This is a genomic window from Janibacter terrae, assembly GCF_039636765.1.
In the GTDB taxonomy this organism is placed as follows: Bacteria; Actinomycetota; Actinomycetes; order Actinomycetales; family Dermatophilaceae; genus Janibacter; species Janibacter terrae.
Genome location: NZ_CP144167.1, coordinates 3297776 through 3314772, shown reverse-complemented (window position 1 = coordinate 3314772; position 16997 = coordinate 3297776). Strand labels below are relative to the sequence as shown.

At 75.1% G+C, this 16997-nt stretch carries 17 protein-coding genes; 12 read left to right on the top strand and 5 right to left on the bottom strand.

Translation table 11 applies throughout. The features are described from left to right. The first annotated feature begins 3 nt into the window (after positions 1-3). The 4 genes from folE to V3C34_RS16510 are packed head-to-tail and all read left to right on the top strand — an operon-like array spanning position 4 to position 2763. On the top strand, positions 4-579 hold the full coding sequence (gene folE / locus V3C34_RS16525; protein WP_338537571.1) for a GTP cyclohydrolase I FolE: 576 nt from the start codon (positions 4-6) through the stop codon (positions 577-579). After that, complete coding sequence (gene folP, locus V3C34_RS16520) at positions 576-1430, top strand: dihydropteroate synthase (RefSeq protein WP_338537572.1); 855 nt, start codon at positions 576-578, stop codon at positions 1428-1430. The genes folE and folP overlap by 4 nt, the downstream gene beginning before the upstream one ends. After that, positions 1427-2287, top strand: coding sequence for a 2-amino-4-hydroxy-6-hydroxymethyldihydropteridine diphosphokinase (gene folK, locus V3C34_RS16515; protein WP_346007679.1), 861 nt, complete (start codon positions 1427-1429; stop codon positions 2285-2287). The genes folP and folK overlap by 4 nt, the downstream gene beginning before the upstream one ends. Continuing rightward, on the top strand, positions 2281-2763 hold the full coding sequence (locus tag V3C34_RS16510; protein ID WP_338537574.1) for a DUF3180 domain-containing protein: 483 nt from the start codon (positions 2281-2283) through the stop codon (positions 2761-2763). Before folK ends, V3C34_RS16510 begins: the two co-directional genes overlap by 7 nt. On the opposite strand, the gene V3C34_RS16505 is transcribed toward V3C34_RS16510, so the two are convergent. The 3 genes from V3C34_RS16505 to V3C34_RS16495 form a co-directional block, all read right to left on the bottom strand. After that, positions 2756-3547, bottom strand: a complete 792-nt coding sequence (locus V3C34_RS16505; protein ID WP_346007678.1) for a class F sortase — start codon at positions 3545-3547, stop codon at positions 2756-2758. The genes V3C34_RS16510 and V3C34_RS16505 overlap by 8 nt on opposite strands. A 151-nt stretch (positions 3548-3698) precedes the next feature. Beyond that, entirely contained in the window at positions 3699-4898 is a 1200-nt protein-coding gene (locus V3C34_RS16500; protein WP_346007677.1) for a hypothetical protein, read from the bottom strand. Between the two features lie 129 nt (positions 4899-5027). Further along, positions 5028-6200, bottom strand: a complete 1173-nt coding sequence (locus V3C34_RS16495; protein ID WP_346007676.1) for an NADH-quinone oxidoreductase subunit D — start codon at positions 6198-6200, stop codon at positions 5028-5030. Between the two features lie 55 nt (positions 6201-6255). On the opposite strand from V3C34_RS16495, the gene V3C34_RS16490 reads away from it, so the two are divergent. Beyond that, positions 6256-7500 (top strand): GDSL-type esterase/lipase family protein, encoded by a 1245-nt coding sequence (locus tag V3C34_RS16490; protein WP_346007675.1) that lies wholly within the window; start codon positions 6256-6258, stop codon positions 7498-7500. On the opposite strand, the gene V3C34_RS16485 is transcribed toward V3C34_RS16490, so the two are convergent. Continuing rightward, positions 7445-8422, bottom strand: a complete 978-nt coding sequence (locus tag V3C34_RS16485) for an SAM-dependent methyltransferase (protein WP_346007674.1) — start codon at positions 8420-8422, stop codon at positions 7445-7447. The two genes, V3C34_RS16490 and V3C34_RS16485, sit on opposite strands and share 56 nt — an antisense overlap. Before the next feature lie 57 nt (positions 8423-8479). On the opposite strand from V3C34_RS16485, the gene V3C34_RS16480 reads away from it, so the two are divergent. The 4 genes from V3C34_RS16480 (at position 8480) to V3C34_RS16465 (ending at position 12525) form a co-directional block, all read left to right on the top strand. Then, complete coding sequence (locus V3C34_RS16480) at positions 8480-9382, top strand: Rossmann-like and DUF2520 domain-containing protein (protein ID WP_068321255.1); 903 nt, start codon at positions 8480-8482, stop codon at positions 9380-9382. Continuing rightward, the gene (gene panC / locus V3C34_RS16475; protein ID WP_068321259.1) at positions 9379-10263 is read left to right on the top strand and encodes a pantoate--beta-alanine ligase; all 885 of its coding nucleotides are present in this window, start codon (positions 9379-9381) and stop codon (positions 10261-10263) included. Before V3C34_RS16480 ends, panC begins: the two co-directional genes overlap by 4 nt. An 83-nt stretch (positions 10264-10346) precedes the next feature. Beyond that, entirely contained in the window at positions 10347-10793 is a 447-nt protein-coding gene (gene panD, locus V3C34_RS16470; RefSeq protein WP_068321262.1) for an aspartate 1-decarboxylase, read from the top strand. Continuing rightward, positions 10786-12525 carry an L-aspartate oxidase gene (locus tag V3C34_RS16465; protein ID WP_211596847.1) on the top strand — a complete coding sequence of 580 codons (1740 nt, stop codon included), beginning with the start codon at positions 10786-10788 and terminating at the stop codon, positions 12523-12525. Before panD ends, V3C34_RS16465 begins: the two co-directional genes overlap by 8 nt. A gap of 3 nt (positions 12526-12528) precedes the next feature. Here V3C34_RS16465 and V3C34_RS16460 read toward each other — a convergent pair whose 3' ends face one another. Further along, the gene (locus V3C34_RS16460; protein WP_068321265.1) at positions 12529-14034 is read right to left on the bottom strand and encodes a CYTH and CHAD domain-containing protein; all 1506 of its coding nucleotides are present in this window, start codon (positions 14032-14034) and stop codon (positions 12529-12531) included. 72 nt (positions 14035-14106) lie between these two features. Here V3C34_RS16460 and nadC point away from each other — a divergent pair, with 72 nt between their 5' ends. The 3 genes from nadC to V3C34_RS16445 are packed head-to-tail and all read left to right on the top strand — an operon-like array spanning position 14107 to position 16962. Next, a complete protein-coding gene (gene nadC / locus V3C34_RS16455) occupies positions 14107-15012 on the top strand; it encodes a carboxylating nicotinate-nucleotide diphosphorylase (RefSeq protein ID WP_068321267.1) in 906 nt (301 codons plus the stop codon). Further along, on the top strand, positions 15012-15635 hold the full coding sequence (locus V3C34_RS16450) for an ABC transporter ATP-binding protein (RefSeq protein ID WP_338537582.1): 624 nt from the start codon (positions 15012-15014) through the stop codon (positions 15633-15635). Before nadC ends, V3C34_RS16450 begins: the two co-directional genes overlap by 1 nt. Further along, entirely contained in the window at positions 15628-16962 is a 1335-nt protein-coding gene (locus tag V3C34_RS16445) for a DUF6297 family protein (protein ID WP_169701779.1), read from the top strand. Before V3C34_RS16450 ends, V3C34_RS16445 begins: the two co-directional genes overlap by 8 nt. Positions 16963-16997: the final 35 nt, after the last annotated feature.

Sequence of the window (16997 nt, the reverse complement as noted above, 5' to 3'; positions counted from 1 at the left end):
GCCATGGGCGACGTCGACCTGGCGCGCATCGAGGCCGCCGTGCGCGAGATCCTGCTCGCGGTCGGGGAGGACCCCGACCGCGACGGGCTGGTGGACACGCCGGCTCGGGTGGCCCGCTCCTACGCCGAGGTCTTCGCCGGGCTGCGCCAGTCGCCCGAGGAGCTGCTCGCGACGACCTTCGACATCGACCACGACGAGCTGGTCATCGTCCGGGACATCGAGCTGTACTCGACGTGCGAGCACCACCTCGTGCCCTTCCACGGGCTCGCCCACGTCGGCTATGTCCCGGGGCACGGCGGTCAGGTGACCGGGCTGTCCAAGCTGGCGCGCCTCGTCGACATCTTCGCCAAGCGGCCGCAGGTGCAGGAGCGGCTCACGAGCCAGGTCGCCGACGCCCTCGTCACGCACCTCGACGTCGCCGGGGTCATCGTCGTCATCGAGGCCGAGCACCTGTGCATGTCGATGCGCGGGGTCCGCAAGCCCGGCGCCAAGACGATCACCTCCGCCGTTCGGGGACAGCTGCGCGACCCGACGACCCGCGCGGAGGCCATGGCCCTGCTCACCGGGGCCGCTCGGTGACCCACGTCGTCCTCGAGCAGCTCGCGGCCGGGGCGCAGCGGCCCGGGCCGGTCGTCATGGGGATCGTCAACGTCACGCCCGACAGCTTCAGCGACGGCGGACGGTGGATCGAGACCGACGCGGCGATCGCCCACGGGCGCGAGCTGGTCGCCGCCGGCGCGCAGATCGTCGACGTCGGCGGGGAGTCCACCCGCCCCGGCGCCGAGCGACCCTCCGAGGCGGAGGAGCTGCGGCGCGTCGTCCCCGTGGTCGCCGCGCTTGCGGACGCCGGAGTCGCCGTCTCCGTCGACACCATGCGCGCCTCCGTGGCCGCCGCCTCCCTCGAGGCGGGCGGGGCGATCATCAACGACGTGAGCGGCGGGCTGGCCGACCCGACGATGCCCGACCTCGTCGCGGCGAGCGGGGCTCCCTTCGTCGTCATGCACTGGCGGGGCCACGCCCACGACATGCAGACGCGGGCGCAGTACGACGACGTCGTCGGGGAGGTGTGCACCGAGCTCGTCGCGCGCGTCGACTCCCTGCTGGCGGCCGGGGCGACCCGGGAGCAGCTGATCCTCGACCCCGGTATCGGCTTCGCCAAGACCGCCGAGCACAACTGGCAGCTGCTCGCGGGCCTCGAGCGGGTCGTCGACCTCGGCCACCCCGTGCTGCTCGGCACCTCCCGCAAGGGCTTCCTCGGCTCCGTCGGGCGCGCGCCGGGCGATGCGCGTCCCCTCGACGCGCGGGACGTCGTCACCGCCGCCACGAGCGCCCGCGCCGCCCGCGCCGGCGTCTGGTGCGTGCGCGTCCACGACGTCACGGCCACCGTCGACGCCATCGACGTCGTGACCGCCCTGGGCGAGCTCGCGTGAGCGACCGGATCAGCCTGCTCGGCGTGCGCGCCCGCGGGTTCCACGGCGTGCTCGCCGACGAGAAGCGCGACGGGCAGGAGTTCGTCGTCGACGTCGTGCTCCACGTCGACCTCGCCCCCGCCGGCCGCACCGACGACCTCGCGCTGACGATCAACTACGCGGAGGTCGGCGCCGACGTCGTCGCCCGCATCGAGGGCCCCTCGCTCGACCTCATCGAGAGCCTCGCCGAGCAGATCGCCGGCGACGCCCTCGCCCGCCCCGGCGTCCGCTCCGTGGAGGTCACCGTGCACAAGCCGTCGGCGCCGGTCGGCGTGCCCTTCGGCGACGTCGCGGTGAGCGTGACCCGCACCCGCGCGGTGCCCGTGGTCATCGCCCTCGGCGCCAACCTCGGGGACGCGGCGGCCACACTGCAGGCCGCGATCGACGACCTCGGCGACGCCGTGCGCACGGTGCGTCGGGCCCCCTTCGTCACGACGGACCCGGTCGGCGGACCCGACCAGCCGCGCTACACCAACACCGTGCTCGTCGGCACGACGGCGCTCGACCCCCGCACCCTGCTCGAGCGGCTGCACGCGGTCGAGGCCCGCCACGGTCGCGTGCGCGAGGTTCGCTGGGGGGCGCGCACGCTCGACCTCGACCTGGTCCAGTACGGCGACCCGGCGCGTGGTGACGACGTCGTCAGCGACGACCCGACGCTCACGCTGCCGCACCCGCGGGCCCACGAGCGCGGCTTCGTGCTGCGGCCGTGGAGCCGGGTCGACCCGGACGCGGTGCTGAGGGTGGGGGAGCGGGTCGTGCCCGTCACCGAGCTGCTCGCCGGGATCGACACCGCCGACATCCGGGAGACCGGGTGCTGAGCCGTGGCCTGCGCCTCCCGACCGTCCTCGCCGTGGTCGTCGGCACCGGGGTGCTCAGCTGGTCCGTCGGCCGGTGGTGGCTCGCCGGCGGCAACGCACCGCTGCGGGTCGGCTGGCTCGCGGGGGTGCTCCTGCTCGGCATGGCCGTGGTGGTCGTCGCGGCCGGGGCGCGCATGTGGCGGATGCGTCACGGACGCACCCACGTCGCGCCCGTGGTCGCCGCGCGGATCCTCGGCCTGGCGCAGGCCAGCTCCCTGACGGGTGCCGTGATGGCCGGCCTCGACCTCGGTCAGGCCCTCGTGCTGCTGCCGGACCGCGACTTCGCCGGACGGGGCGAGCTCGCCCTGTGGTGGGCCCTCGGCGGCGCGGGAGCGCTCGCCCTCGTGGCAGCGGGGCTGCTCGTGCAGTCCTGGTGCCGCATCGGCGGCGACGAGGACGAGCCGCCCGACGGTCGGGAGCGACCGGGCGTCAGCTGACGACCTGCTCGGCCCAGACGACCCAGTTGCCCTCGTAGTGGCCGCCGTTCAGCGGCGTCTCGGGGTCGCAGGTGATCAGGCGCAGCACCGGCTCGGGGTTGCCCCAGTCCCAGATGGAGTCGTCCCGGGGCACGGCCTCCTTGGTCATGGCCTCGGAGCGGGTGATCGAGAACTTCACCGTGCGGCCGTCGCCGTACGTCACCGTGACGATGTCCCCGACCTTGACGCGCGGCAGGTTCCAGAAGACATCGGGCTCGTTGCCGTGGTTGATGTGGCCGGCGAGGATGCTCGCTCCCCGGTGGCCCGGCTTGGGCCAGCCCGGCTCGGCGTACCAGCCGGCGGTGCCGAAGGGGGGAGCCAGCACCTTCTGCGCATCGAGGCGGGTCGCCACGAGGCTGGCGTCGACGATCGAGGTGCCGCCCGAGCGGACCTGCACCCGAGTGGGCTCGCCCGCCGGAGCCGGCGCGGCGGCCGGGACGGTGCCCTCGCTGCGTTGGGCAGCCGAGGGGCTGGGGTCGGGGGTCGAGGACTGCTTGGGGCGGGTCGTGCGTGAGGAGCTCGGCGTGCTGGAGCTCGGCGTGCTCGAGCTCGGCATGATCTCGCTCGGCGGCACGTAGGTCCCCGTCGGCAGCGAGACCCCGGCCTCGTCGTCGCGCTGAGTCCACCAGGCGCCGCCGGCGACGCCCCCGCCGATGACGAGCGCGACCGCGGCGGCCAGGAGCCACGTGCCGCGCTGGTAGCGCTTCTTCTCCCCGCGCTCTCGTCGCGTCGGTGGCGTCGTCACACGATCCTCCTGCCTGGTGGCGGTGTCCCTGAGGGGTGGAACGCCGAGGGGTGCCTGTGAGTTCCCTCGGCGGGAAGGCGGACGGGCCGCCGGGCGGGATGGGTCCCGGCCCGACGACCCGTCGGTCACCGACCGTGGTCGGCGTCGTGCCTCAGTGCTGGGCCTTCAGGCGGCGGCGCGCCAGGACGACCGTGCCGGCGCCGGCCCCGGCGAAGAGGGCCCCACCGAGCAGGACGGCGGCGGTGCTGTCGCTGGTCGGGGCCTCGGCGCGGGTGAAGCCGTCGGTCTGGACGACGCCCGGGGTCTCGGGGCCACCGGCCGGGGTCTCACCGTCGTCCGTGGTCGAGGAGTCCGGGTTGGTCCAGGGGGCGTAGTACTCGACGTTGCAGCCGCCGGCGACGGACTCGTCGCGACCCTCAGAGTCGACGCAGTCCTGCGAGACGAGGCGGACGTAGTCCGTGCCCTCGGCGAAGGCGAAGTCGCGGGTGTTGCTGCCCCGCGTGACCTCCCACGTGATCGTGCGCAGGACCTGCTTGTCGCCGTCGAGCAGGAGGACCTGGACGGTGCCGGCCTGCTCGGCGGTGCCCGCGACGGTGAAGCGCTTGCCGTCCTCGGTGATGGGCAGGGTGCTGGGCTCGGAGAACCAGTCGTTGGTCTCGGCCGTCGGCTCGGAGGTGCGCGAGGTCGTGGTGCTGGAGGTCGAGCTCGTCGTGCTGGAGGTCGTGCTCGGCGGGGTGGTCGGCTCGTCGGAGACGCTGATGCTGTCGATGACCCGGACGCCGGAGACATAGGTGCAGGTGGAGTCGATCGCCTCGCCCACCTGCACCTGGTCGGCGTCGTAGCCGCGGAAGGTGGCGCTGAAGGTGGTCGGTGCGCTGACCGTGTAGGTGCCTGCCTGGTCGGCGACGACCTCGCCGCCGGTGCCGGTGATCGGCAGGTCCGGGGTGGAGTCCTGGACCCACGAGGTGCCGGTCCAGATGTGCGTGCGGGTGATCGACAGGTCGGTCGTCACGGGCGCCTGGTCGCTGCCGTTGGAGACGGTCGCCTCGATGTCGTCGACGTCGCCCTCGACGTAGTGCCAGCCGAGTGCGCCGGCCATGGCGTTGGAGACGCCGTCGTTGAGGGTCAGCGTGCCGGAGGGGGTCAGCGTGACGGTGTCGCCGACGGTCGCGGTGTCGGTGTCGGTGGCGCTGAGCGAGATGTCGAAGCTCTGCGGGCCGATCGGCGTCGTGCAGCTGTAGACCAGGTCCGTGTCGGCGTGGGCCGGGACGGCAGCGGCGAGGCCGATCATCCCCAGACCCGTGACGAGAGCGGCCCCTGCGGACAGACGTGTGGTGCGGCGCTTGGCCATGTGTGGTTCCCCTGTGAGTCGTGTCGCGCCCCCCGAGACGACGGCGCCTTCGCCCGCAACTTACCGGCCGCTGGGAGCCCTCACAACCTTTTGTCAGGTTTCCTTACCCGCGGGTCACCTGCCGGCCGGTCACTTGTCGACGTCCCCGACCACGAAGAACATCGAGCCGAGCACCGAGACCATGTCGGCGACGAGGCAGCCGGGCAGCAGCTCCCGGAGCACCTGCACGTTGTTGAAGGACGCGGAGCGCAGCTTCAGCCGCCACGGTGTCTTCTCGCCGCGGGAAACCAGGTGGTAGCCGTTGAGCCCCAACGGGTTCTCCGTGGCGGTGTAGCGCTCGCCCTCGGGGACCTTGAGCACCTTGGGCAGGCGCTGGTTGACCGGGCCCCGGGGCAGGGCCCGCAGCCGTTCGACGCACGCGTCGGCCAGGTCGAGGCTGACGTGGGTCTGCTCGAGCAGCACCTCGAGGCGAGCGAGCGAGTCGCCGGCGGTGCGGGTGACGACCCGGCCGGGACCCCCTTCGCCGAAGAGCTCGCCGTACGCGAGGTACGGCGCATCGCGACGCAGGTCCAGGTCGACGCCGCTGGCCCGGGCGATCGGCCCGGACACGCCGTACGCCTCGGCGAGCGAAGGGGGGAGGACCCCGACGCCCCGCGTCCGGCCCTCGAGGATCTCGTTGCCGGAGATCAGGCTCTCCAGCTGCGGCATGCGGGCGCGCACGGCGGCGACCGCGGCGCCGACCCGGTCGAGCCAGCCGGCGGGCAGGTCCTCCTTGAGGCCGCCGACGCGGTTGAACATGAAGTGCATGCGGCCGCCGGAGATCTCCTCCATGACGGCCTGGATCTCCTCGCGCTCACGGAAGCTGTAGAAGATCGGCGTGATCGCGCCCAGCTCGAGCGGGTAGGAGCCGAGGAACATCAGGTGGTTGAGCACCCGGTTGAGCTCCGCGAGGAGCGTGCGCGCCCACGTCGCCCGCTCGGGGACCTCCATGCCGAGCATGGCCTCGACGCCGAGGACCACGCCGAGCTCGTTGCCGAAGGCCGAGAGCCAGTCGTGCCGGTTGGCGAGCACGGTGATCTGCCGGTAGTCGCGCACCTCGAAGAGCTTTTCGGCGCCCCGGTGCATGTAGCCGACGACCGGGTCCGCGGAGACGATGCGCTCGCCGTCGAGGACGACACGCAGCCGCAGGACGCCGTGGGTCGCGGGGTGCTGGGGGCCGATGTTGAGCACCATGTCCGCGCTCGCGAGCGACCCGTCGCCGACCCCCACGTCGAGGGTCCGGGTCCCCGGGGTGCTCGTCATGCCCGCCAGTATGCGCCAGGGAAGGGGAGTCCCGCCGCTTTGGCACGATGGCCGGGTGAGGCGACCCCGGGGATCGAGGGCCGTGCGCGCCGGGCTGGTGGCCCTCGTGCTCGGCGCCACGAGCCTGTCCGGGTGCACCGACGACGGCGACGAGCCCCGTCCGCACCTCACCGGCACCGCGAGCGTCGGTGACCGCAGCGTGCTCGACCCCTGGTACGAGGCGGCCCGCGGGTCCGACGGCGCCGCGGCCAACCTGGTCGTGCTCGGGGACTCGGTGAGCGAGGGGTACGGGCTCGAGGGTCGGCTCGAGCGCCGGTGGGGCGATCGGGTCCAGTCGCGGCTGCGCCAGCGGGCCGGCGCGCCGGCCTGCCCGAGGACACCAGGCGGCTGGCACGGCACGACGTCGCTCGTCCCCGCGGACTACCGCGCGCCGAGCCTGCCGGACCCGCAGGTGCAGGGCCCGACCCGGCCCGCCGGCGACGTGGGTCCCGGCGGCCGTGCGCTCATCCTCGAGCCGGGCGCGGAGATCACCTGGCGGGTGGACGCGCACTCCTTCGACGTCGGCTACCGCACGACCGCGGGCGGTGGACCCCTGCAGGTGAGCGTCGACGGTCGGGTACCCCTCAACGGCGTGGCCGTCTCGACCGACTCCGCCGCGGGGGCTGGGGGCTCGGGTCAGGGGGAGCGCCGCGTGTGGTCCTCGCCCGACCTCGCCCCGGGCACGCACACGGTCACCGTCCGCAACGCGATGCCCGCCGGCAGCGACCTCACCGCGACGGTCACGGACCTCACCCCCTTCCGCGGGGACCGCGGCCGGTGCGTCCACGTGCTCGACGCGTCGCGCTCCGGGGTCTCGGTGCGCACGATCACCCAGAGCCCCGGGTACGTGGCCGACGCGCTCTCGCTCGACCCCGACCTGCTGCTCGTGCCGCTCGGGTTCAACGACCGGCGGGCGGAGATCGCACCGGAGGACTTCGGGCGCAGCCTCGACGAGCTGCTCGGGCAGGTGCGCGATGAGGGGTACGACGGGCCGGTGCTGCTCGTCGGCTGGTTCAACCCCGGGATCGGCAGCGTCGGGCCGTCGTGGCCGGACTACCTGGCCCAGATGCGGGCCCGCACCCGGCACGCGGGCGTGAGCTACGTCGACCTGTCCGTCGTCCTGCCCCGGGCCGACCCCGCGACGGGCGCCTACATCGACGCGCTGCACCCCTCCGACGTCGGCCACCAGCTGATCGCCGACGCGCTCATCGAGGTGCTGGTGCCGCGGTCGGTGGGGACGTCGGACGAGCCACCCGGGTGAACGCCCACAGGAAGTCGCCGGGTCCCGCCCCCGTGAGCGCCGCGGCCCGGGAGGCGCGGGCGAGGGCGGCGAGATAGCCGGCGGGGTCGGTGCGCGCCAGCTCGAGCGGCGGTCGCGTGCCGTCGACCCCGAGCCCGCGCAGCACCTCGCGCTGGGTCCGGACCTCGTCGGCGCCGAGCGAGTCCATCGCGACGTGCGCGGTGAGGTCGCAGGACCCGTCGGGCACGGGGGCGCAGAGCGCGCCGTCCGCGTAGCCGAGGAGGCTGCCGGCCGGCGGTCGCTGCCCGCGCAGGTGCCCGTAGTCGACGGCGACGACGAGGCCCGTGCGCACCTGCGCCACGAGCGCGGCATGGGCCTCGTCGCGGGTGCGCCCGACCTCGACGCGGGTGCCGGGCGGGTGCGGACCGGGCCACCACCGCTCGACCCAGTCCGCGTCGGCCGGAGGGAGCGGCCCACCAGTGCTCTCGAGACCCCCGGCATCGACGTGCAGGACCCGCAGCTCACCGCGCTCGTCCGCGCGCGCCACCGGGCACGGGACGACGTCGAGCCACTCGTGCGCGAGGACGAGGGCGTCGCCTGGGCCGCCGAGGTCGGGCAGGTCGGCGCCGCCGGGGGAGACGACCCAGCCGACGCGGCCGGGCAGGTCGGCAGGGCGCGGGACGACGTCGACACCGACGAGGGTGGTCGTCGGGTCGGCCTGTGCCGCAAGGGCGCCCAGCAACTCACCCCGGCCGCAGCCGATGTCGACGATCGTCGTGAGCGACTCGCGTCGCGCCAGCTCGAGCAGCGCCGCGGCGAGGACATCGGCCGCCGGTCCCTGCGCCGACGTGCCGAAGTGCCCCGCCGGGCCCTCGGGGCGACGGTAGAAGCCCCCTTCGCCGTACAGGGCGTGCGCCCACGCCTGCTCCCACGTCCGGTCCATGGGTCAACCCTAGGGACGTGCGAAGGGGGCGACCCGCGCCCGGGTAGCGTCGGGCCGGTGAGCAGTCCCGAGCACCCCCGTGCACCCTCCCGCCCGACCCTGCGGATCGGGGTCGTCGGCGCAGGCCGGGTCGGCGCGGTCCTCGGCGCCGCGCTGCGCGCCGCCGGCCACGAGGTCGTCGCGGTCTCCGCGGTCTCGGAGGAGTCCGTCGAGCGCGCCGAGATGCTGCTCCCCGGCGTCCCCGTCGCCCCCGTGCCCCAGGTCGTCGAGGCCGCCCAGCTGGTGCTGCTCGCCGTGCCCGACGACGCCCTGACCGATCTCGTCGCCGGGCTGCACGCGACCGGCACGTGGCGACCGGGCCAGCTCGTGGCCCACACCTCCGGCCGGCACGGTCTGGCTCCCTTCGCCCCCGTGGCCGCGGACCTGCTGCCGATGGCCATCCACCCGGCCATGACCTTCACCGGGACCAGCCTGGACCTGGCGCGGCTGTCCGAGTGCTGCTTCGGGATCACGACGCCGCAGGCGCTGCGTCCGGTCGCCGAGGCGCTCGTCGTCGAGATGGGCGGAGAGCCCGTGTGGGTCGCCGAGGAGGCCCGAGGGCGGTACCACGCGGCCCTCGCCCACGGCAGCAACCACATGGTCACCCTCGTCGCCCAGGCGATGGAGATCCTGCGCTCGGCCGGCATCGAGCCCGCCGACCGGGTGCTGCGCCCGCTCCTGCAGGCCAGCCTGGACAATGCGCTCTCCTCGGGTGACGCCGCACTCACCGGTCCGGTCGCCCGCGGCGATGCCGGTACGGTGGCCGCGCACCTGGACGAGCTCGCCGGACTCGCGGAGGACCTCCGACCGGCGTACCTCGCGCAGGCGCGCGCCACCGCCCTGCGGGCCGAGCGCGCCGGACGCCTGCGCCCGGACGCCGCCCGCGCCGTCCTGACCGTCCTCGACGAGGAGACCCGATGACCACCGCCCCCGTCGTCGCCCGCAGCCGCGACGAGCTGGCCGCCGCCCGCGCGGAGCTCACCGACGGTGACGTCGCCGTCGTCATGACGATGGGTGCCCTCCACGAGGGCCACGCCCGGCTCATCCGCACCGCCCGCGAGCGCGCCCGCCACGTGCTCGTCACGATCTTCCTCAACCCCTTGCAGTTCGGGCCCAAGGAGGACCTCTCGCGCTACCCGCGGACCTTCGACGACGACCTCGCGATCTGCACACGCGAGGGCGTCGACGTCGTCTTCGCGCCGACGCCCGACGTCGTCTACCCCGACGGCGACCCGGGCGTGCGCATCTCCGCCGGGCCGCTCGGTGACGTCCTCGAGGGGCAGTCGCGCCCGGGCCACTTCGACGGGATGCTCACCGTCGTCGCCAAGCTCATGCACCTGACCGCCGGCGACCTCTTCTACTACGGGCAGAAGGACGCGCAGCAGCTGCTCCTCATCCGTCGCATGGTGCGCGACATCGACTTCCCCGCGCAGGTCGTCGCCGTGCCGACCGTCCGCGAGGAGGACGGGCTCGCGATGAGCAGCCGCAACACCTACCTCTCACCGAGCGACCGGGAGACCGCGCTGACGCTCTCCCGCGCCCTGTGGGCCGGTGCCGCCCGCGCCGCCGAGGGGCCGTCCGCCATCCGGCGCGCTGCCCGCGAGGTGCTCATCGAGGAGCCGCTCGCCCTCGTCGACTACCTCGTGCTCGTCCACCCGACGACGCTCGAGGACGTGCCCGAGTGGTACAAGGGCGAGGCCCTGCTCGCCGTCGCGGCGCGCGTCGGCACGACCCGGCTCATCGACAACACCCCGGTGCTCGTCGGGCCGGGGGGCGGCGCACAGCAGGTCTTCTCGGACTGACCGCGAGCGGCGTCACATCGGGGCGGGGCCAGCGGTCTGAGAGACTGTCCGGCGGTCATCCGCATCGGACGAAGGACATCCTCGTGCAGCGCTTCATGCTCCACAGCAAGATCCACCGGGCCACCGTCACCCAGGCCGACCTGCACTACGTCGGGTCGTTGACGATCGACATGGACCTCATGGACGCCGCGGGCATGCTCCCCGGCCAGCAGGTCGACGTCGTCGACATCGACAACGGCAACCGCCTGACCACCTACGCCATCGAGGGCGAGCGGGGCAGCGGCATCGTCTGCATCAACGGCGCGGCCGCGCGGCTCGTCTCGCCCGGCGACCTCGTCATCATCATCGCCTACGCCGCGATGGACGACGACGAGGCGCGGACCTTCGAGCCCAATGTCGTCTTCGTCGACGGGGACAACCGGATCGTCGAGCAGTACCACGACGCGGGCGACGTGCCCGACGGCTTCGGCCTGAAGACCTCGGCGGTCACCCACCGAGAGCACCCGGGCGGTGGCTCCGTCGGTGCGTGACCCCGCGCCGGTCGTCCTGCCGAGGTTCCTGACCTCCCCGGCGCCCGGGTGGGCCGCCGAGGCAGACGTCCTCGTCGTCGGCTCGGGCATCGCCGGGCTCACCTGCGCCCTGCGGCTGCGCGAGCACGTCGACCGCGTGCTCCTCGTGACCAAGACGCGGCTGTCCGAGGGGTCGACCCAGTGGGCGCAGGGCGGGATCGCCGCCGCCCTCGCCCCCGAGGACTCAGCCCAGGAGCACCTCGACGACACCCTCGTCGCGGGCGTCGGCCTCTGCGACGAGACGGCCGTCGAGGTCCTCGTCACCGAGGGTCCCGCCCGGGTGCGTGAGCTCATCGGCCTCGGTGCGCGCTTCGACCGCGGGGCCGACGGCGAGATCACCCTCACTCGCGAAGGGGGCCACCACCGCGACCGCATCGCCCACGCCGGCGGCGACGCCACCGGCGCCGAGATCTCGCGGGCGCTCATCGCGCAGCTCGAGGCAGTGCGCGCCGACCCCGGCATCGAGGTCATCGAGCACGCGCTCGTCGTCGACCTGCTCACCGACGAGGAGGGAACCGTCGGCGGGGCCACCGTGCACGTCATCGGCGAGGGTGAGGTCGACGGGGTGGGCGCCGCCCGTGCCCGGGCCGTGGTGCTCGCGACCGGCGGCCTCGGCCAGATCTACTCCGCGACGACCAACCCCCCCGTCGCCACCGGCGACGGCATGGCCGCTGCCCTGCGCGCCGGTGCCGCGCTCGCGGACCTGGAGTTCGTGCAGTTCCACCCGACCGTCATGCACCTGGGCGAGGGGGCGACCGGGCAGCAGCCGCTGGTCTCCGAGGCGGTGCGCGGCGAGGGCGCCGTGCTCGTCGACGAGCAGGGCAAGGCCTTCATGACCGGGCTGCACCCGATGGCCGACCTCGCGCCGCGCGACGTGGTGGCCCGGGCGATCCTCGAGCGCATGGAGGCCACGGGCACCGACCACGTGTACCTCGACGCGCGGCACCTCGGCGCCGGGTTCCTCGAGCAGCGCTTCCCGACGATCGTCGCCCGCTGCCGCGAGCTCGGCATCGACCCCGCGACCCAGCCGATCCCCGTCGCGCCGGCCCAGCACTACGCCTCCGGTGGCATCCGCACGGACCTGCGCGGTCGGACCAACTTGCCCGGCCTCTACGCGTGCGGCGAGGCCTCGTGCACCGGGGTGCACGGAGCCAACCGGCTGGCGAGCAACTCGCTGCTCGAAGGCCTCGTCTTCGCCCACCGCATCGCCGAGGACCTCACCGCGCGCCTCGGCGCCGGCGAGCTCCCGCTCGTCACGACGACGGGTGCGGGCAGCACCGGGATCCTCGACGGCCGCCACCGCCGCGAGCTGCAGCAGGTGATGACGAGGGGCGTCGGGCCGCTGCGCTCCGAGGACTCGACCCGGGCGGCGCTGGCCGAGCTGGCCGAGCTCGCCGGTCGCCCGAGCGAGGAGGCCGAGCCCGGCCCGCGCTCGTGGGAGACGACCAACCTGCTCCATCTCGGGCAGGCGCTCGCGACCGCGGCCCACCTGCGGGAGGAGACCCGCGGTGGGCACGTGCGGCGCGACCACCCGCACCACGACGACGCGCAGTGGGCGGCCCACCTCGTGCACGTCGTCGACCCCGGAGACCCCGACCGCGAGCTCACGACGATCAAGCTCGACGTCGCGCTGGCGTGGCCGCAGGACGAGGACGACCTCGTCGACGACGGGTCGGACGAGGGCGAGCAGTAGGCGTCAGCGCAGGCGGGGCACGGAGCGCGCCCCGTCGAGCGCGTCACCGCCCGCGTCCTGCGCGGCGGCCGCCTCCCGGGCGACCCGCTCCGCGAGGACGTCGAAGGGGGCGACCTCCTCACCGTCCGCCGCGGCGGCCGAGCGGGTGCGCGCTAACCACGAGGCGGCGGTGACGCCGTCCTGGGTGGAGCCGAGGAGCTCGGTCACCCGCTCCCAGCCCGCGGCCGCCGCGTCGGCGGGTCCGCCCCACGCGGGGACGAGGGCCTCGTGGGCGTAGCGGGCGGCCTTGGCGCGCTTGCGGGTTTCGTGGACGAGCCGCTGCTGGTCGTCCGCGTCGGTGGCCGCCGCGGCCTCGGCAGCCGTCTGCTCGGCCCGTCGCACCGCCTGCCCCGCCAGGCGGGGGAGGACCGCGCGGGCACGGCGCCGGGCACGGCCACGCCAGGGCGGAGTGACGGCGAGGTCGGCGAGCTGCTCGGCCAGCCGGTCGAGGCGCTCGGAGCCGAGGGCCTCGTCGAGCTGCTCGGTCGCACTCTCGTGGGCCTCGTCCAGGGTGCTCTCGATGCGGGCCCGGACCGCCTCCGGTCGTGGTCCGGGCAGGGCCGTGGTCATGGCGCGAAGGTGCTGGCGCACCACGTCGATGTCGCGGACCTCGCCGAGCACGCCGGCGTACCAGCGCATCTCCTCGCGCAGGGGGTCGGTGACCTCCCGGTCGAGCAGCCGTCGGTAGACCCGCAGGGTGCTGCGGAGGCGTCGGAGCGCGACGCGGGTCTTGTGCACGGCGTCGGGGTCGTGGGTGCGCACCCCGCCCTCCCGCGCCTGGACGACGCCGACCTGCACGCGCAGGTAGTCGAGCAGGACCTCGGCGGCGGAGGAGGCGGGGGAGCGGGGCGGTGGCGGGTCGGGCAGCGGGCCGAGGGCCCGGGCGACCTTGGAGGCCCGGGTCGAACGGCTGATGCCGGTGCGGGCGTCGCCGACGAGCGCGGCGACCGCGCGCTCGAGCACTGCCGCGTCGGCGCCGGGGGCCAGCTCGACCTCCAGCTCTCGCCAGCCCTCGCCCGCCGGTGCGGTGAGCACGACGTCGTCGCAGAGCACGGCGACGACCCGACCGGAGTCGTCGAGCAGGTCGGTCTCGGCGCGGCGGGTGAGCAGGGTCGCGACCGGGAGCAGCGGTGCGGCCCCGACGACCTCGGTGACGAGCTCGCGCAGCTCGGGCGGCACCCGGGCGGCGGTGCGGCCGAGGGGCGCATGCCGCTCGGTGCGTGCGCCGTCCTCGCGGGGCAGCTTGAGGTGCCAGCCGGCGTCGTCGCCGCCGGTGCGTCGGCGCAGGGTGGTCCGCGCCCGCTGCAGGGCCAGCCCGGGGGTGTCGAGGTAGGTCGCGGCCAGGTCGTGGACCCGTCGCTCGCCGGTCGTCGCCACACCGGCGAGATCGGGCAGCACCGCGTCGAGCTCCGCCTCGAGCTTCACCTCGCGCTCGACGTGCTCCGCCGGGTCGGGCTGGGGTCCGGTCACTGCGCCCACCTCCTCGTGGTGGTCCCATTGTCCCCCCCCTCCCCGCGCGGGCGCTCACGTTAGCCTCGCTCCGTGACCGCCGACCAGCAGCCCGACCGAGAGCTCGTCTTCCCCGACGAGGCCGCCCGCCGCCTCGTCGCCACGGCCCTGGACGAGGACCTCGGGCCGCAGGCGCTCGACGTGACGAGCACCGCGACGATCCCCGCCGACCAGGTGGGTGCGGGTCAGGTGGTCGCCCGCGAGGCGGGTGTGCTCGCCGGGGGCCCGGTCATCGCCCTCGTCCTCGACGAGGTCGCCACGAGGACGGGGGGGACCTCCCCTTCGCTCGACGTGCGGATCGCCGACGGCAGCGCCCTGGCCCGCGGGGACGTCGTCGCGGAGCTGCGCGGCTCGTTGCGCCAGGTCCTCATGGCCGAGCGGACGCTGCTCAACATCATGTCGCGGCTCACCGGGGTGGCGACCCACACGCGGCGCTGGACCGACGCGCTCGAGGGCACCGGGTGCACGGTCCTCGACACCCGCAAGACGACGCCGGGCCTGCGCGCGCTGGAGAAGTACGCGGTCCGATGCGGCGGCGGCACCAACAAGCGCATGGGCCTCTACGACGTCGCGATGGTCAAGGACAACCACGTGCACGCCGCCGGGGGAGTGGCCGCCGCCTACGCCGCGATCCGCGCGCGCTACCCCGAGGTGACGATCGAGGTCGAGGTCGAGAGCACCGAGCAGGCGCTCGAGGCGCTCGAGGCAGGGTCTCGGTTCCTCATGTGCGACAACATGCCCGTCGACCTGCTCCGGGCGACCGTCGACGCCGCCCGCGCGTGGGCCGACGAGCGTGGCGAGCGCGTCGAGATCGAGGCGACCGGAGGTCTGACGCTCGAGGTCGCGGCCGCGTACGGGGCCACCGGAATCGACTGGATGAGCGTGGGTGCCCTCACCCACTCCTCGCCGATCGTCGACCTCGCGCTCGACCTGCTCTGATGCTCACGGTGCGCGGCCTGGGCAAGGCCTACGGCGAGCGGACCGTCCTCGACACGCTCGAGCTCGAGGTCGCCGCCGGCGAGGTCGTCGCCCTCGTCGGGCCCAACGGCGTCGGCAAGTCCACCGCCCTGCGGTGCGTGGTGGGCGCGGAGACACCGGACGAGGGGGAGGTCCTCCTCGGCGAGCACCGTCTCGACACCCGCCAGCCGCAGACCCGGCGCGCGCTGTGCGCGGTGCTCGGGGACCTCGGCGTCCTGCCGGACCTCACGGTCGCCGAGCACCTGGACCTGCTGGCACGAGGGCACGGCGTGGACGTCCCCGAGGCCGTGGTCGCCGGCGCGCTCGACGAGGCGCGCATCGAGCACGTCGCCGACCAGCTGCCGGGGACCCTGTCGTCGGGCCAGGCGCAGCGCTTCGCGCTCGCGACGGCGATGGTGCGGCCCTGGGCGCTGCTGCTCGCCGACGAGCCGGAGCAGCGGCTCGACGACGCAGGACGGGCCTGGCTCGGTGACTGGCTCGCCGGCCATGCCGCCGCAGGGCGTGCGGTGCTCGTGGCCTGCCACGACCCGGAGGTGGTGCGGCGCAGCGGTGCCCGCGTCGTGGCCCTCGAGGGCGATGTCTGAGGTGAGCGGCGGCGCCGGCGACCGTGCGGGTGACCGGGTGCTCGCCCGGGAGGTGCTGCGCACGCGTCGCCGCGCCTCCCGCGCACCGAGCCCGCTGCAGGTCGTCCAGGACTGGTACGTCGGGCTCTTCATCGCCGCGACGCTGCTGACGATGCTCTTCGCGGCGACCGGGCCGGCCATCCTGCGCCCCGACTGCGACACCGCCGTGTGCCTCGGCCCGGGTGGCCACGACCTCGTGGCCGTCGGGGCCGCCGCGCTGGCAGTGCTCGCCGCCTGGGCAGGGCTGCGCGCGGTCGGACCGGTCTCCGCCGACCCCGGGCAGGCGACGTGGCTGCTGTCGACACCCGCGGACCGGGGGCTGCTGCTGCGCGGCACCGTGCTGCGGGTGCTCCTCGTCGCGGCGGTGGCGGGGGCCTCGTGGGGCGTGCTCGTCGGGTTCGCGCTCGCGGGCGGGTCCGGGTCGGCTGCGCCGCCGGTCGTCCCGGTCCTCGGGTGCGCCGCCGTCGGGCTGCTCGTGTGCCTGGTGCTCGGGCCGCTCGCCCTGCGCCGCCAGGGCGGGTCCTGGCGGCCCGGCCCGGCCTCGCGGTCCGTCCCCGACGTCGAGCTCGCGAGGGCCGGGCAGGTCGTGCAGGCGGTCACCGCGGCGACGCTGATGCTCGACGGCGTCGCCCTCGAGGTCCTGGCGGCCCGTCGTCGGCTCGCCCGGCGGGGCACCCGTCCGAGCCGCCCCGGGGCCGGCGGGGCGCTGTCCGGCGTCCTCGTCCACGAGCTGCACGCGCTCTCCCGCCGCTCGCGCCAGCTGGTCACCGCACTGCTCGGCTGCGTGGGGGCCCTGGTCGCCGGCCTCCTCCTCGGTCGGCTCGCCGGTGCCGTCCTCGCCGCGCTGGCAGTCTTCGCCGTCGCGCGCACGGCGGCCGGTGGGCTCTCGACGTGGCTCACCACGCCCGGGTTGCGTCGCGCCCTGCCCGCGCACCCTGCCGCGGTGACCGCGGTCCTGGCGGGACCCCCCTTCGTCGCGGCGCTCGTGGGGTCCCTCGTCGCCGTGGGCGCGCTCGGCCTGCCGTGGTGGGCCCCGCCCGCGATCGCGCTCGCGGCGCTCGCCGGGGCGATGCGGGCGTGCGACCCGCCGCCCGGGCTCGGGGTCGCCCTGTCCACCCCCGGCGGGGCGCTGCACGTCGGGCTCGTCCAGCGGCTCGTCCTCGGGACCGACCTGGCGCTCGCGGGGACCGCGCTCGTGCTCATCGGCGACGCGACCGACGCCGGCCCGATCACGCTCGCGGTCTGCGCGGCACTCCTCGCGTGGCAGGTGCTGCGCCCTCGCGACTGACGTGGATTCGGGGCGGGGCAGGGGGCGCGGATATC